The organism is Arthrobacter sp. SLBN-83 (assembly GCF_006715285.1).
Taxonomy (GTDB): Bacteria; Actinomycetota; Actinomycetes; order Actinomycetales; family Micrococcaceae; genus Arthrobacter.
This window is the reverse complement of the sequence record NZ_VFMX01000001.1, coordinates 3,907,943-3,923,275: the sequence shown is the minus strand read 5'-3', so window position 1 is coordinate 3,923,275 and position 15,333 is coordinate 3,907,943. Positions and strand designations below refer to the sequence as shown.

At 63.9% G+C, this 15,333-nt stretch carries 15 protein-coding genes; 8 read left to right on the top strand and 7 right to left on the bottom strand.

What is annotated here, in order from left to right:
* Window positions 1-6 precede the first annotated feature (6 nt).
* The 3 genes from FBY30_RS18370 to FBY30_RS18360 are packed head-to-tail and all read left to right on the top strand — an operon-like array spanning window position 7 to window position 3,912.
* On the top strand, window positions 7-903 hold the full coding sequence (locus FBY30_RS18370) for a fumarylacetoacetate hydrolase family protein (RefSeq protein WP_142134038.1): 897 nt from the start codon (window positions 7-9) through the stop codon (window positions 901-903).
* Window positions 903-2,699 (top strand): FAD-dependent monooxygenase, encoded by a 1,797-nt coding sequence (locus tag FBY30_RS18365; RefSeq protein ID WP_142134036.1) that lies wholly within the window; start codon window positions 903-905, stop codon window positions 2,697-2,699. The genes FBY30_RS18370 and FBY30_RS18365 overlap by 1 nt, the downstream gene beginning before the upstream one ends.
* A complete protein-coding gene (locus tag FBY30_RS18360) occupies window positions 2,677-3,912 on the top strand; it encodes a DUF3500 domain-containing protein (protein ID WP_142134034.1) in 1,236 nt (411 codons plus the stop codon). The genes FBY30_RS18365 and FBY30_RS18360 overlap by 23 nt, the downstream gene beginning before the upstream one ends.
* 140 nt (window positions 3,913-4,052) lie before the next feature.
* Here the strand turns inward: FBY30_RS18360 and FBY30_RS18355 are convergent, their stop codons facing one another.
* The 3 genes from FBY30_RS18355 to FBY30_RS18345 form a co-directional block, all read right to left on the bottom strand.
* A complete protein-coding gene (locus FBY30_RS18355) occupies window positions 4,053-5,123 on the bottom strand; it encodes a quercetin 2,3-dioxygenase (protein ID WP_142134032.1) in 1,071 nt (356 codons plus the stop codon).
* A 277-nt stretch (window positions 5,124-5,400) separates the two neighbouring features.
* Window positions 5,401-5,982 (bottom strand): RBBP9/YdeN family alpha/beta hydrolase, encoded by a 582-nt coding sequence (locus FBY30_RS18350; protein ID WP_142134030.1) that lies wholly within the window; start codon window positions 5,980-5,982, stop codon window positions 5,401-5,403.
* 127 nt (window positions 5,983-6,109) lie between these two features.
* The gene (locus FBY30_RS18345; RefSeq protein ID WP_142134028.1) at window positions 6,110-7,084 is read right to left on the bottom strand and encodes an aldo/keto reductase; all 975 of its coding nucleotides are present in this window, start codon (window positions 7,082-7,084) and stop codon (window positions 6,110-6,112) included.
* A gap of 665 nt (window positions 7,085-7,749) precedes the next feature.
* On the opposite strand from FBY30_RS18345, the gene FBY30_RS18340 reads away from it, so the two are divergent.
* Window positions 7,750-8,436, top strand: coding sequence for an amidohydrolase family protein (locus FBY30_RS18340; RefSeq protein WP_235009495.1), 687 nt, complete (start codon window positions 7,750-7,752; stop codon window positions 8,434-8,436).
* A gap of 212 nt (window positions 8,437-8,648) precedes the next feature.
* Window positions 8,649-9,470, top strand: a complete 822-nt coding sequence (locus FBY30_RS18335; protein WP_235009494.1) for an NAD-dependent epimerase/dehydratase family protein — start codon at window positions 8,649-8,651, stop codon at window positions 9,468-9,470.
* Between the two features lie 39 nt (window positions 9,471-9,509).
* On the opposite strand, the gene FBY30_RS18330 is transcribed toward FBY30_RS18335, so the two are convergent.
* Window positions 9,510-10,571: an Lrp/AsnC family transcriptional regulator gene (locus FBY30_RS18330; protein ID WP_142134024.1), complete on the bottom strand. Its 1,062-nt coding sequence runs from the start codon at window positions 10,569-10,571 to the stop codon at window positions 9,510-9,512.
* A 153-nt stretch (window positions 10,572-10,724) separates the two neighbouring features.
* Here FBY30_RS18330 and FBY30_RS18325 point away from each other — a divergent pair, with 153 nt between their 5' ends.
* Both FBY30_RS18325 and FBY30_RS18320 read left to right on the top strand, forming a co-directional pair.
* Complete coding sequence (locus tag FBY30_RS18325; RefSeq protein ID WP_142134022.1) at window positions 10,725-11,918, top strand: M20 metallopeptidase family protein; 1,194 nt, start codon at window positions 10,725-10,727, stop codon at window positions 11,916-11,918.
* Window positions 11,919-12,018: 100 nt separating this feature from the next.
* Entirely contained in the window at window positions 12,019-12,951 is a 933-nt protein-coding gene (locus FBY30_RS18320; RefSeq protein ID WP_142134021.1) for an ABC transporter substrate-binding protein, read from the top strand.
* Between the two features lie 115 nt (window positions 12,952-13,066).
* Here the strand turns inward: FBY30_RS18320 and FBY30_RS18315 are convergent, their stop codons facing one another.
* The 3 genes from FBY30_RS18315 to FBY30_RS20740 form a co-directional block, all read right to left on the bottom strand.
* Window positions 13,067-13,567 carry an SRPBCC family protein gene (locus FBY30_RS18315; protein WP_142134019.1) on the bottom strand — a complete coding sequence of 167 codons (501 nt, stop codon included), beginning with the start codon at window positions 13,565-13,567 and terminating at the stop codon, window positions 13,067-13,069.
* Window positions 13,568-13,587: 20 nt separating this feature from the next.
* The gene (locus FBY30_RS18310) at window positions 13,588-14,325 is read right to left on the bottom strand and encodes a mycothiol-dependent nitroreductase Rv2466c family protein (RefSeq protein ID WP_142134017.1); all 738 of its coding nucleotides are present in this window, start codon (window positions 14,323-14,325) and stop codon (window positions 13,588-13,590) included.
* Window positions 14,326-14,434: 109 nt separating this feature from the next.
* Complete coding sequence (locus tag FBY30_RS20740; RefSeq protein WP_160141495.1) at window positions 14,435-14,590, bottom strand: hypothetical protein; 156 nt, start codon at window positions 14,588-14,590, stop codon at window positions 14,435-14,437.
* 430 nt (window positions 14,591-15,020) lie between these two features.
* Here FBY30_RS20740 and FBY30_RS18305 point away from each other — a divergent pair, with 430 nt between their 5' ends.
* Complete coding sequence (locus FBY30_RS18305) at window positions 15,021-15,293, top strand: hypothetical protein (RefSeq protein WP_235009493.1); 273 nt, start codon at window positions 15,021-15,023, stop codon at window positions 15,291-15,293.
* Window positions 15,294-15,333: the final 40 nt, after the last annotated feature.

Genomic DNA, 15,333 nt, shown 5'->3' with positions numbered 1-15,333 from the left:
CCATCCATGCAGTTCATCGGCATCACCCATAACGGCGAACCCTATGCAGCAGCGCTCGCCGGCTCCCGCATCCTTCCGCTCGCCACCGTCACCGAATTCTGGGCTGACGCGGAAGGCTGGCAGGACAAGGCCGCAACGCTGGTTGCCGCCGCGACGGACGCGTCCGGCGCCGGCAGGGAAGCGTCCGACGACGGCGCCTGGCTGGGGCGGGGCAGCGTCACCGAGGTGCCACTCGTCCCAGCCTCGGCACGGGTCATTTGCGTGGGGCTGAACTACAAGGCGCACGTCGCCGAGGGGAGCTTCAAGGACCAGGAACTGCCGCCCTACCCCACCCTGTTCGCCCGCTGGACGGCCTCCCTGTCCGTTGGCAACGTGCCCGTCCCTGTTCCTGCAGGCGAAGCCGGCCTGGACTGGGAGGGCGAAGTGGCCGCCTACATCGGCCGCCGCGTCGAGTCCGCTGGGGAGACGGAAGCTGCCGACGCTGTTTTTGGCTACTCCACCTTCAACGACATCACCTCCCGGAAGGCCCAAAAGCTCACCTCGCAGTGGACCCTGGGCAAGAACGGCGACTTCAGCGGCCCACTGGGTCCTCTGGTCAGCCGCGACGAGGTGGGCGACCTCCGCGACGGGCTCCAGGTCCGCACACTCGTGAACGGCACTGAAGCCCAGAACGGCAACACCCGGGACATGATCTTTTCCGTCCCGGCCATCATCTCGTTCATCAGCCAGACCTTCACGCTGCACCCGGGCGACGTCATCGCCACCGGGACACCGGAAGGCGTGGGTTATGCCCGCACCCCCCAATGGCTCCTCCAGCCGGGCGACACTGTCGAGGTGGAGATCGAGAAGCTGGGCACCCTCACCACCCCTGTGGGCGATCTTTCCCTCCGGAGCCGTGCCTGATGAGCACCCTTCATAACGCCTCCGCCGCGGACATCCCCGGGGAGGTGCAGGTCCTCATTGCCGGGGGCGGCCCCAGCGGCCTGTTCCTGGCGCTGGACCTCGCCTCGCGCGGCGTCGCCAGTACCGTCGTGGAACCTCGGACCAGCGTGGACCCCACCCGGCCGCGGGCCAAGACCACCAACGCCCGCACCATGACGCACCTGCGCCGACTGGGCCTGGCCGGCGCGCTCAGGGATGCCTCGCCGCTGCCCGTGGAATACGCGCAGGACGTCATCTTCTGCACCGGCCTGACCGGTCCCGCAGCGCACCAGCTGCGTCGGTTCCGGAACGCCTTCCAGCTGGTCCCGGGCCGCTATGGGCCGCAGCCCGAGTGCGGGCAGCAGGTTCCGCAGCCCGTCCTCGAAGAGGTGCTCCGCGCCGCCGTCGCGGGAAATCCGCTGGTGACCTTCGTGACCGGCTGGTCCGTCACAGACGTTCTGGGGGCCGCAGGTCCCGACGCCGGGGCGCCCTATGCCGTCGTCGTCACCGATGCCGCAGGCGCCTTGCGCACCATCGCTGCCACATACGTCGTTGGGGCCGACGGCGGTTCCTCCGCCGTGCGCCGCAGCCTGGGGTTGCGCCTGGAGGGCGGCTCCGCGGAGCTATCGAATATCAGCATCCTTTTCCGCTCGCAGTCACTGGCTTCGGCAATTGCGCTGGACCCGGCGGTGCAGTATTGGGTGGTGGGTTCGCAGACCTCGGGGATGGTGGGGCCGATGGACCTCGACGGTACCTGGTGGGCCATCGTCCAGGGTGTTGACCCTTCCGTCGCCGTGGGCATGGAGGACGCCGCCTTGATGGTCCGCTCATTGGTCGGTGCCGATGTGGACATCGACGTGGTGGCCACCGATCCCTGGACCGCCCGCATGCTGCTGGCTCCCGAATACGGCAGGGGCAACATCTTCCTGGTGGGGGACGCCGCGCACCTCAACCCGCCTTGGGGCGGCCACGGCTTCAACACCTGCATCGGCGATGCGGCCAACCTCGCCTGGAAGCTGGCCGCCACCATCAAGGGATGGGCTGGTCCTGGACTCCTTGCCAGCTACGGGGCCGAACGCAGGCCCGTGGCAGCGCGGACTATCCGCGACGCAGCGGAGAACGGCAAGGCGCTGGCCTACCACTTCGCGGATCCGGACCTGGGGTTCGCGGGGCCAACCGGGGAAGCCGCCCGGCAGGCGGCGTACCAGGCACTAGCCGTAAAGCAGAGCGAATTCGACTCCCTGGGCCTCGTGCTCGGATATGACTACGGCGGCTCGCCGGTGGTGGTGCCGGACGGCCTGCCGCGTCCGGAGGAGGACCCCATCCATTATGTTCCTTCCGCCAACCCGGGAGCCCTGCTGCCGCACGCCTGGCTGGCGGACTCGGTCTCCCTGTACAGCCTGTTGAGCAACGGATTCACCCTGCTGGCAGATTCCGGATCCTTGGGCGGGGCGCCGGCGGACGAGGTGTTCGCCCCGGTCCTGGCGGCAGGTGCCCGGCAAGGCATTCCGGTGACCGTCGCCGCCGTCGGCCCTTCCGACGACGGGACGCACCTTTCCCAGGTATGGGGCGCCAACGCCGTGCTGGTCCGCCCGGACCAGCACGTGGCCTGGCGGGGCAGCTCCGCGGCGAAGGCAGCCGCCGCCTTGTCCGTTGCCGCAGGGTGGGCCCGTTCCCCGCTGGTTGGCCCTTCAGCAGCCGAACAAGCCGCATCACCTGAAACAGCAGCTTCATCCGAGACAACCAGGAGCGCCCGTGTCGACGCCGTCATTCCGTGACTTCCTTTTCCCCCCGGACCACCCGCGCGTGGCGGATATCCGGGGCCTAAAAGCCCGGGAGTACGCCGAAGCGGCCAAAAGTGACCCCTTCGCGGGACCAATGATCGAAGGCTGGCAGAAGCTGTACCCCCAGCCCTTTGTCGGGATCACCAGCGACGGCGTCCGGCGGGAGGGCCTGTACCGGCTGGCTACGGCGAGGCCGGGCGAGGAAGCGCCGACGGCGGAGATGACAGCTGCGGCACGGAAGCTGCTTGGCGCCGTGAGTGCCGAGCAGGCACGGAAGCTCCGGTACGCGGTGGACGCGCCCGAATGGCAGAGCTGGGCCAACCCCGAGTTTCTGCAGCACGATACGGGGCTGCGCCTGGACGAGCTGGAGCTTCCCGTCCGCGATGCTGTCCTGGGCATGGTGGAAGCTTCATTGAGCCCGCAGGGATTCGAACTGGTGCGGAACCTGATGCGGATCAACGGTTTCCTGGGCGACCTCGTGGAACTGCCGTTGCTCATGAACGAGTTCAGCTACAACTTCGCCCTTTACGGCGAGCCGTCGGAGAGGGAACCGTGGGGGTGGCAGCTTTTTGGACACCACGCGGCGCTGAACTGCCTGGTGGCAGGCACGCAACTGGTCATCTCGCCGGTGTTCATGGGGGCCGAACCGGACATGATCGACGCCGGCCCGCACCGGGGCGTGAAAGTGTTCAAGGAGCGCATTTCCCTGGCGCGGCAGCTGATGGAGGCCCTCCCGGCTGAGCTGCGGGGACATGCTGTTGTGTATGCCTCGATGGTGGACCCGGCGATGCCCGAAGGCCGCCTCCACCCGGGCGATGAACGGCACCTGGGCGGTTGCTTCCAGGACAACAGGGTGATTCCCTACGAAGGAATCCGCGTCAGCGACATGCCCTCCCGGGCGCGCGCCCTGCTGGAGGCCATGGTGGACGATTTCATCGCCTACCTGCCTGATGGTCCCCGCGCGGCGCGCCGCCGGGAAATCCGGGAACACTATGACGAGACCTTCTTCAGCTGGATTGGTGGCTGGCAGGAAGATGAGGCCTTCTACTTCCGCCTGCAAAGCCCCGTGGTCATCCTGGAACTGGACCATCACACCGGCGTGTTCCTCAGCAACGATCAACCTGCCCCGTTCCACATGCACACAGTGGTACGAACCCCCAACGGCAACGACTACGGCCGCGAACTTGTACGGCAAGCCACCCCCTGACCCGCCCACCGTCGATTGCTGAGAAAACGCCGTTTTGGGGCTCCGTAACGGCATCTACTCAGCAATCGATGGGTGTTTTAAGACCAGAAGGCCCGGATTTCCTTTCGGAAGTCCGGGCCTCAAGCATTTGGAGTACGTCCTTACGGGATGTCCAGGGCTGCGCGGCGCTGTGGAGGCGGGCCCACGACGGTCAGGTCCATCTCGGCCTGGGCGCGGCCGAAGCCTTCCATGTCCATGTAGGGCTCGCCACCCTCGGTGTACATGTAGTCCTCGGTGGGCTCGTTGAAGTACTCGAAGAACCCGTTGAACACCGACGGCGTCAGGAACCCCACCATCTGGGTGTTGTGGGCATCGAGCGCGAACGAGTGAATGGTCCCCGCGGGGGCGTGCACGAAGTCGCCCTTGGTCAGGAGCATCTCCCGGCCGTTCGCGTAGAGCCACATCCGGCCCTCCGTGCAAAGGAAGTTTTCGGTGTGCTGGGAGTGGAAGTGCAGCGGAATGTAGGGGGATTTCGCGCCTTTGGTGTGGACGGCGAAGTAGTTGGATCCGGTGTTGGCTGGCCGGGACAGGTATGTGAACATGGTCTGGTAGCTGACCATCCGCTCACCCTCGCCGGCACTCAGGAAATAAGGGCTCTGGGTGGGTGGCAGGCCGGCGTCGTGCTTGAAAGAGGGCGGCACGCGCTCAACGTCCGGGAAGGTGATGCCGAACTCGGCGCCCACCTCGGCCTGCTCCTGCCGGCTGGCTTGGTGCCCGGGCCGTACGGGCGGGACGTGGGAGTCGATGGGCGTGCCCACCCGCTCGTAGTACTTTTCGCCGCCGCCGGGGGTCATCCAGTTCAGGAAGCGGGTGTAGTGGCTGGCCATGCGGTAAGCGTGCGGGGTGTTCGGGGGGATGACCACCGAATCGCCCGGGGTGAGGATCCTGCTCTCACCAGGCAGCCAGACGTGCAGGATTCCGTCGAAGACGTAGAGCGTCTTGTGCTCGATGCTGTGACTGACAAAAGGGGATTCAGCCCCCATGCCGCCGGAAACGTAAGCAGCGCTGAAGATGCCGCCAGTATCTGCGGCGCGGGCGATGACGGTCACCAGTTGGCCGTTGATTTCGTACCGTGTTCCTTCGCCCGACGCCATGCAATACGGGACTGCCTCGCCGGGCAGCATGTTGGCCACCGGGAGTTGCTTGTTCATTTCCTCAACGCTGAGGGACATGGTTTCCTTCTTTCCAGTCGGCCGGCCCTTGCCGGAGCGTGAGCTACATCATTTCTGCTCCCCGGTCGGGCCACGAGTACCTATTCCAATGGATGAAAGCCGAACGTTCCTGCCTCGTTGCACTCGCGGGAGCGGGGCCATGCTTACGTTGATGCGGGTGGACAGCTACGCCCCGCCGTCCTGGCCTGATGGCCCGCAGAACCAGCAGGCAGCGCCACCCTCGGTCGGTTGGGAATTTCGCCGGGCAACGGATTGAGAAATGGACAGGGGAACCCCGTTAGGGGGACAGGACCAGGTCAAGCACTGTAGGGAAGCTTGTGACGCCGTCTTCTGCCATGAAGTGTCCGGCTTCGGGGTGGACCAGCAGCCGTGCCTGGAGGCGCCTGGCGATCTTGTCCGACGCTTCCGGTGGAACGAACGGGTCTGTCTCTGAGCGGATGACCGCCCGCTTGCGGATGCTCTCCGCCAGGCGTTCGACCTCCACCCCCGTTGCGAGGTATCGATTAAGTTCCGGCAAGGCGCTGAGCGGTTCGATGAACCCGGCTACCAGGACGAGTCCGCCCAGCTGCCACGGCTGCGGGAGGGCTGCCAGGACCCGCAGTGCGGTGATCACACCTAAAGAGTGGGCCACCATCACCGTTCCCGCATCCGGCACCCCAAGCGCCCGACTTACAGCGTTCTCCCATGCTGTTGTCTCCGGGTCATCCGGGTCGGGGAGCGGAACAACCGAGACGTCCACGTTCGCTGACTGAAGCTCGCGCTGGAGCCAGGGGAACCAGTTCGCGTCCGGCGCCGACTCGTACCCGTGGACTATGATGACACGCTGGACGAGCCCGGCCGGGGTCGATTCTGCATCCATTAGGCAGACCCTACCAGCGACCCCGGGAAGCCACCCGCGCAGTGTCCGCGTGGTACCCGCGGTTTCTAAGGAACCAGCCTCGGCATTCGTGGGGTGCCGACGCGAGGCGGGTTCCTTTACCGGAAGATCAATATCCCGCGATTTCGTGTGGGACGTACGGATTTTCGAGTTCTGACTTTTCCTCCGGTGTGAGCGTTAGCTCGAGAGAGCTCACAGCGTCGTGGAGATGTTGTGGCTTGCTCGCACCGACGATGGGCGCGCTGACCACACTGTTGGAGCGGACCCAGGCCAAGGCCACTTGGGCGCGGGACACTCCCCGGCGTTCGGCGATAACGCGCACGGCGTCCGCGACCGCCCGGTCACCGCTTTCTGCGCTGTAAAGCGTCTTGCCGAACTCGTCCTTCTCCGACCGGTTGGTTTTCTCGTCCCAGTCCCGGGTCAGTTTGCCGCGGGCCAGCGGACTCCAGGGAAGAACCCCGATCTTTTGGTCGGCGCAGAGGGGGAACATTTCGCGTTCTTCCTCCCGGTAGACGAGGTTGTAGTGGTCCTGCATCGTCACGAAGCGGACCCACCCATGGATCTGCTGCAGGTACAGGGCCTTGCTAAACTGCCAGGCGGCCATCGAGGAGGCCCCGATGTAGCGGACTTTGCCGGACTTGACGACGTCGTGCAGGGCTTCAAGCGTTTCCTCGATGGGAGTGGCAGGATCCCAACGGTGAATCTGGTACAGATCCACATAGTCCGTCCCCAACCGGGCCAGGCTGGCGTCGAGCTCCGCGAAGATGGCCTTGCGCGAGAGTCCCCTTCCGTTCGGGCCGGGTCGCATCACGCCGTGGACCTTTGTGGCAATCACAATTTCCTCGCGACGGGTGAACTCGGCCAGCGCCTTGCCCACGATTTCCTCACTGGAGCCGTTGGAGTAGACGTTCGCGGTGTCGAAGAAATTGATGCCGGCATCCACGGCTTGTCGGATCAGCGGCCGGCTTTCACTTTCAGGCAGCGTCCACGGATGGGGACCCCGCGCGGGATCCCCATAGGTCATGCATCCCAGTGCCAGGGGCGAGATGTCCATGCCCGTGTTGCCGAGCTTTATGTAATCCATGTTCGTCCTCCGCCTTGCAGTCCCGGGCACAGTTGCGCCCCTGCCCCCACGCTATGTGAAGAACAGCCCCTTGTGGGTCGGCGTCCGCATGGCGACACGGGCGCTGCCGCTGTCCCGGCCTCGAAGGCATTTGCCGCTCCTGTTGGGATCTCCCGAGACTTTTCTTTTCGCGGAGTGCCCGACTTTCTAAAGGGGCGTGTTTCCCAGCGAAGCGTCGTAACAAGGCGCGGACTTCTAAAGAAATTTTTGGCCTGCGGTTGGTGATGGCCACCGGGCGAATAATCGCCAAGCCGTCCCTTCCCACTGTCCTGATGACGATTGGCCGGGAGAACTCGGCAAGTAAGCGCGAACCCGGGCCTGGCTGCGTGACTTACGGAGACGTCGCGCGACGGCGTACCGGCGGGTAGATATCGAGAGTTTTCCCTGCTTTGCCTTAGGTTTCGCTTCTTTCCCCAGCATGGCGTTGTGTGTCGACTTTGCTCCGTGCGACGCCATGTGAGCGGCCGGTTACTCCCGGTTTCCCCGAATGAATACCGCCCTTCTGGGCTGCATTCATCTCTGCTTCCATGGTGGACACACCAGCCGACCGGGCAAGCCCAGCCCGCACAATCCATTTCCGAAGCTCAGGAGTCCTTCATGAAAAACATGCCCCTATCCCGAAGAACATGGCGCAGTGGCTCAACGACTACTCGGCAGCATTCGCCTCAAGCCACGCTGACGCCATCCACTCCGCGACGTTCTACCCAGAGCCAGGCGTGGATACCGTCGTCGCGGAGAGCTTGAAGCAAGGCGCCCGGATCTTCAAGGTACACATCCAGGTGGGAGGATTCTCTCCCTTGGACTCTCGGCTTGCACCGGCCTGGAAGCTCATCGAGGACTCTGCTGCGCCGGTCGTCATCCACTGCGGTAACGGTCCGCACCCCGGCGAATACACAGGACCCGAACCCATCCGCGAACTCATCAAGAGGTACCCCGAACTGGTGCTCATCATCGCCCACGCGGGCCTGCCGGAGTACCGCGAGTTCGCCGAGCTTGCCGCTAACCATCCCCACGTCTACCTCGACACCACCATGGTGGGCACCTCCTACATGGAACAGGTCGCCCCGATCCCGCCCGGCTACATAGACACCCTTGCTGGGCTGTACCACAAAGTCGTCTTCGGGACGGATTTTCCTTCGATTCCCTACTCCTACAGCCACCAGATTCAGGTACTCGAAAGTTGGGGACTCGGAAGCCGATGGATGCAGAATGTCCTCTGGCATACGCCGCAGGCACTCCTGCATCTGGACCGGCTGCCCTGGTCGGTGTTAGGTGGCACCGGTAACGGTGGTGAAGAAGCGCCGCGGCATTGACCTCGACTCTTTCCCCTGCATATAGTTCAAGGAATAAACTAATACGGTGCCAGTGGGACTTTTTTGTGGGGCCGGCAATGGCGCCCCCTGAAGCCTCCGGCTACGTACTCACCCTGTATCAGCGCAGCAATACCACCTAGGAGACATCATGAAGGTCCTCATCACTGGTGCCCATGGAAAGGTCGGTCGGGCCGCTACCCAGGCAATGATCGATGCCGGGCATGGAGGTGCTCACCACCGACCTCACGCGTCCCGGCTTCGAGCGCAAGCCCGAGGGTGCGCCAAAGTACATGACGGCCGATCTCACCGACGCAGGGGAAGCCTACTCCGTCGTCCGGGGAGTGGATGCGGTCGTCCACATTGCGGCAATCCCGGAACCCACAGGTCATCCGCCCCACGTCGTATTCCAGACCAATCTCATGGCGACCTTCAATGTTCTTGAGGCCGCCATCCGATTTGGCGTAAAGCGGTTCGTCTACATCTCGAGTGAGACTGTCCCCGGGTTCTTCTTTCCCGAGCGCGATTTCCTCCCTGAGTACGCACCCGTTGACGAGGAGCACCCGATCCACCCGCAGGACCCTTACGCTCTTTCCAAGCACTTCGGCGAGCAGCTCATGGACGCTGCAATCGCCCGCTCTGACATCCGGTGCATCTCCCTTCGGCCCAGCTGGGTGCAGTTCGAGGGCAACTACGAGACAAACCTCGGACCGCAGGTCCGGGATGCGTCCGTCCTCAGCCCCAATCTATGGAGCTACGTCGACGTCTACGACCTCGCCGACGCCATCGTGTTGGCCACCGAGTCGGACCTGCCCGGACACGAGGTCTTTTACATTGCTTCCCCGGATAATGTGGGCGGTTACGACTTCGCCGAGATCCTGAACAAGTACTACGGTGACAAGATCGAATTGCGCGGCCTTGACCGCACCGACGCTTCGGGCATTTCCAGTGCGAAAGCCCAACGAATGCTGGGTTGGACGCCCAAACGTTCCTGGCGGGACTACCTCGACGCCGAAGGACACATGATCAACCGCTAGCCCTTCCCACCGGGGAGGCCGTGCCCTTGCGGGTGAAGGTCACCATGGAGATATGGGAACCGTTCCCACCCGCCGCCCCTCGGCGTCGCTCAGGTGCCCCATCCGCTTGGGCGTGCTCAGCGCGACCATCCTGTCCAGCACCGTCAGGGAGGGAAAGCTGTTGCTCGTCCTTGCCTCCAGCCGTTGCAGCTCTCCGAGGTCACGCACCCAGAAGGTGGAGTAGATGTTGGCCGCCCCGGTCACAGCGGCAACGAAGCGGCACTCCGGCCAGGCGGCCAGCCCCTGGCAGATGCGGTCAAGGTCCGCGGCGGGGGCCTGCGCCAGCAGCGACGCCTGGATCGGCCATCCCGCCAGGGGGTGGGCTATTTCACAGCGGAATGCGACGATCCCGGAGGACATGAGCCTGCCCACGCGACGTCTGGCGGTCGCCGTACTTGTTCCGGTCAACCCCGACAGCTCGGCCCAGCTTAGCCGTCCATCGTGAGCCAAGTGTTCCAGCAAAGATCGATCCAACCCGTCAAGATCGATGGCGTGCTGGCCCCGGGGGAGGGACATCGTGCCCTTTGCCAGCACGCTAAGCTGCCCCTGGTCCAGGGACCGCAGCCTCCACCGGCTGCCCTCCAGGTACAACGACGTCGTCAATAGGACGGAGACGGAAGTGATGCCCTGTACTCCGTAGACCTTGCCCGTGAGGAAGCGGTCCAGTTCCCTGAGGTCGCGGGTCAGCACGTCGCAGTTGATGTCGTGGCCTCCCGTGGCCACCTCAATAGTGGCCGCTTCCGGGCACCGTGCCAGTTCCGCCACCACATGTGATCGTTCCCGCGGATCGGAGCGGATCATGACATAGGCGATGCACCGGCTGCGGCTGAATTCCCGGCCGAACGAGGCAGTTACCCAGGCGAGGCCTGCAGACGACAACCGGTCCCAACGACGTGCCAGCGTGGTCGCGGTGCTGCCCAGCGGCCGTGCAAGATCGACCCAACTCGCCCGCGGCTGTAACTGAAGTGCATTCACCAGGGCGAGGTCCAGCTCATCCATGCCGGCCGAATCCTGCAAATCAGGCTGAGCAATGTCGGATTCTTCCAATTCTGGCCGCTGCATGCACCAAGTGTCACATATTTAACGAAGCCCCCGCCGGCTTACCCGTTTCCTGTCCACCGGAACGCGGGGACCGCCGTCGAACGACCCTGAACCACTGAAAGTTTGGTTGCTTTGACCGTCTCTGAAACCCGCTCAACATCCCGCGCACAGGAAATGGCTTCACGGATTGCAGGTGACCTGTCCAGCTTTCGACGCGAGCTGCACCGCATCCCGGAATTGGGCAACGACCTTCCGCTTACCCAGCAAAGGGTGCTGGCCGAGCTCGACGGCCTGGGGCTCGAAATCACCACCGGCAAGAAGCTTTCTTCCATCACAGCCGTCCTGCGCGGAGAGAGCCGCCCGGTCAACGGGCCCAAGCCTGTCGTCTTGTTGCGTGCGGATATGGACGCCCTTCCGGTCGCGGAAGACAACGATCTGCCCTACAAATCAGCTCATCCTGGGCTGATGCACGCGTGTGGCCACGACATGCATGTGGCAGGGCTGCTGGGCGCTGCCCGGATTCTGCACTCGCTCATGGCGGAGCTGGCCGGCGACGTCGTCTTTATGTTCCAGCCAGGTGAAGAAGGACCCGGCGGCGCCAGGCCCATGATTGAAGAAGGTGTATTGACGGCGGCGGGCCGGCGGGCAGATGCTGCTTTCGGCTTGCACGTCTTCTCCGCGAGCCAACCGCAGGGCACCTGGTTCGGGCGCCCCGGAGCGCAGATGGCCGCCGTCGATGACCTGTCTGTCCGTTTCACAGGGGCAGGAGGCCACGGCTCCCAGCCTCATGAGGCCAACGATCCGATCCCGGCCCTATGCGAGGCAGTGACAGCACTTCAAACCATGGTGACAAGGGCCTTCGACGTGTTCGATCCGGTCGTCCTTACGGTCGGGAAGATTGCTGGCGGGACAAGGGAAAACATCATTCCCGACCACGCGGTGTTTGAGGCCACCGTCCGGAGTTTCAGCGCGTCATCGCGTGCGAGCATCAAGGAAAGAAGCGTCCGCCTGATCGAGGGGATTGCTGCCGCCCACGGGTTGCAGGCCTCCGTCGACTACCAGGAGCTGTACCCCGCCACGGTGAACGCGCCGGATGAGTACGAGCTCGCCCGTCGGACCATTGTGGACTTGTTTGGTGAAGACCGTTACCGGGCCATGGCGAATCCGATGCCCGGTGCCGAGGATTTCTCCTTCGTCGCCAACGAGGTGCCCAGCGCCTTCCTGTTCCTGAGCGCCTGCGCCCACGAGGATCCCGCCACTGCAGGATCCAACCACTCCCCGCTGGCACTCTTTGACGACGCCGTGCTCCCTGACGCAGCCTCGTGGCTGGCGGAAGTGGCCATCCGTCGCATCAACCAAGGAGCTTAGGGGCAGCTTCATGGGGCTGTTGACCGTAAAGGTCTCCCGGTGACCCGGTTCCCACCTGTCCGCAGTTTCCATAGTTCGCAGAGATAAAGGTAGCTAAGCCATGGATATGAAGAAATTGAAGACCACTAAGGCCACGGCCATCGTCGCCGCCAGTCTGATCGTGCTCACGGGATGTACCTCCGCATCCGAGTCAGGCAGCACCAACCAGCCCTCCGGCGCGACCACCTTCGACCCGGCAAGTGTGTCGAAGGACGATGCCCTGGCAGCGCTGGTGCCGGACAAAATCAAGAGCAAGGGAACACTGGTGGTCGGTTCGGATACCACCTACGCCCCTGCGGAATTCCTTGCGGCCTCCGACGGACAGACAGCAGTGGGCTATGACATCGACATCGCGAAAGCCATCGGTGCGACCCTGGGCCTGAAGGTGGAGGTACAGACCTCAGGCTTCGACGGCATACTTCCCGCACTCGGCCCGAAATACGATCTTGGCGTCTCCTCCTTCTTCATCACAAAAGAACGCAGCAAGGCTGCAAACTTCGTCAGCTACTTCCAGGCCGGCACCCAGTGGGCGACCCAAAAAGGCAACCCAAAGAACGTCAACCTTGACGACTTGTGCGGTAAGCCTGTGAGTGTCCAGACAGGCACCTTCCAGGAAGACCCGGATATTTCCGGCCGCAGCGCCAAGTGCGTGGCGGCAGGAAAGCCCCCTATCCAAGTCGTTTCATTGAAGAACCAAACCGACGTAGCCACCCGCCTCGTTACCGGTGGCGTGGAGTCAATGGCAGCAGGGTCGATCACGACGGCGTACGCCATCGCCCAGTCCGACGGCAAGCTGCAGACGTTGGGCGATGTATACGGTGCTTCCCCGGTCGGTATCGCCGTCGCCAAGGACGACCTGCCGTTGGCAGACGCTGTCGCGCAGGCGATGAACAAGCTCATCAAGGACGGCTCATACAAGAAGATCCTCGACGCCTGGGGCACCGGTACCGGTTCCATCGACAAGGCGGAAGTCAATCCCGAGGTCAACAAATAAGATCACGCCGGCAGGGGAGGTCCGGCGCTGTCAGGCTCCGGCCTCGTCCTTGCCGGACTCAGGAGAATCTTGAAAGGCCCGCGCATGAGGCGCTGTAAGGCCGTCAGCGGGCTGGTCAGGACCGAGTCGCATCACTCGCCGCCATGTGCTCGGCGATCCGCTTGATGGCGGCGAGCGTTTTCGGGATGCCCTCAAGTGCTTGCTGGGTACGGTCGGCGATCTCAGCGGACGCTCTGTCGCCGAACCTCTCCTCGAACATGGCGATTCCTGCTGGCAGGAAGTGCCAGGACTCGGTCAGCGTCGTCCCTGATTCCGCCGGGGCCAGGGTGAAGCCCCAGCGGACATAGCTATCACCCACTGCCCAGGCGAACTCCCGGCCAGGCTCGGCAGCGACCACCTGGGACCGGGTTTCCCAGATCCGGTGCGGGAGCTCATTACGCCCGGTGAACCAGGCACCGACCTGTCCTGCGCTGGCCTCGTCGTCCCACCAGCACGAAGTACAGACCGGGCTCCACTCGCCCGTGCGGCTAATGTCGGAAACCAGGTCGTACAACGTCGTGGCGGGAGCCTGCACTGTAACGGACTCCTGGTGATGGCGCGTGCTTGCCGTATTCATGCATCCATCCTTACAGACGCTTATTTTTTCTGCCGCCGGCTGCCGCCGTGCCAGTCCTCTTGCTTGCCGACCGTTCCGGGCGTGTATCCGAGGGCAGGAAGCTGTGGCTGCTCGCGCAGGCTCCGCTTGAGTTCGGCAAAACCAGGGAAGCGTGCCAGACCGACCACGTGGTCCCACAGCTCGGCGGCCGAATCTTCGTCCGGGAGCCGGCTGATCACCGGACCGAAGAATGCCACGCCGGCTGGAGGCTCAAAATGAATGATCGGCGTCCCGACATCCTTACCGGTCAACCCCAGCGCCTCATCCGTCTCCTGACGGATCTCGCGGTCCCACGACTCGTCGTCGAGAGCTTCCGCCAGCGCCAAGGGTAAGCCAGCCTCGGCAAGGATCGGCTCGACGAACTCGCGCGTCCCACGCCGCTCCCGGACTTCAGCCTCGCTGTGCGGGCCCACTGAAGCTGGGGCAGTTTCGAAGATATGTTTGCCGAACGCGGCATAGAGCCCTGAAATCGACTTGCGACCATGCTCCGCACGCGCCCGGGCGGCCACCCGCAGGAGCCGGAGCCCGGCCATGTGTCCGGCCTCGTACTCAGGCGGGAAATGCGCGTCGTAGTCAACGTTGGAGTTGACCAGACGCAACGAGATAAACCGCCAGTCCACTGTATAGTCGCGCTGCGCCTGCACCTGCCGCACCCACTTGCTCGTCATCCAGGCGAACGGGCAGACCGGGTCGAAATAGAAATTCACATCGGCATTCATACTCCACCCTTACATTGGCCGGTAATTCCCGCCTAATTAGGCGAAGACCCGGTTCGGATGCCGATGGTGTTCCCAATAGCTGGAGAAGATGCACCTACTCCAGGGCCGCTCACTGCTGGGCGTCAAGGCCCTGTCGGTCCAGCGAGAGGTAGACCGTGCGGCCTTCGATGCGGGCGATCGCATCAGCGGCGGCGTAGTAGTTCTCGGCCCAGAAGTGCGGAGCCTCAACCTTGAGGTACCCCTGACGGAAGAGTTTGAGGGCCATCTCCGGCGGTACTTTCGGCTCGACCCTACGATTGATCCCACCCCGAGGGTGATCAGCCCATGGATCGAGGCCACCCGCTCTTCGAAAGCTGCCGCCTTCGGGTCGGGGGCCCGAATGAACTCGACCCGGCCCAGGTCCTCGCCCCGGGCATCGATGACCGACATGCCGACCTGGACCTGCTCGAGCAGACTCACCATCGCCTCCTTCAAGGACGCAGCATGGACAGTGGTAGGGCGGTATAAAGACTAGGTCCCCTCATGTGCCCGGGCTAGGGGCTTAGTGCCCCTCCACCTCCACCTGATCGTGCTTCTTGAGGGAGGGGAGGCCAAGGGGTTTCCGTCCTTACGGCTGGGAAGGAATAGAAGGGGCGGTTTCGGCCTTGTACTTAGCGAGGCGCCGACCGCTGGCTGCCTCGCTCGAAAGGACCCCCTTGCCCGTAGCTTTCATTCCCTTCACCATGCACGCCTCCGTGCGCGACAACCACCGGCGCACTTTCCGCACCGACATCGAACGCCTGACCGACGGACACCTCCGGTCAACGCCACTGGACGTGCTCCGCTCGACGAACACCCAGGCCGTATTCCGCGGCGCCGTCCCGAAGGGCCCGCACACAGCCACCGACGCGAGCCTTACCCAGTACCTTCAGGACCGTCTCGCCAGCGAGAACATTCACCTGGATCTTAACGTCACCATCGAACGGTAAGTTGAGTTGCGAAGCCCCGGACCGCCGCTGGTCCGGGGCT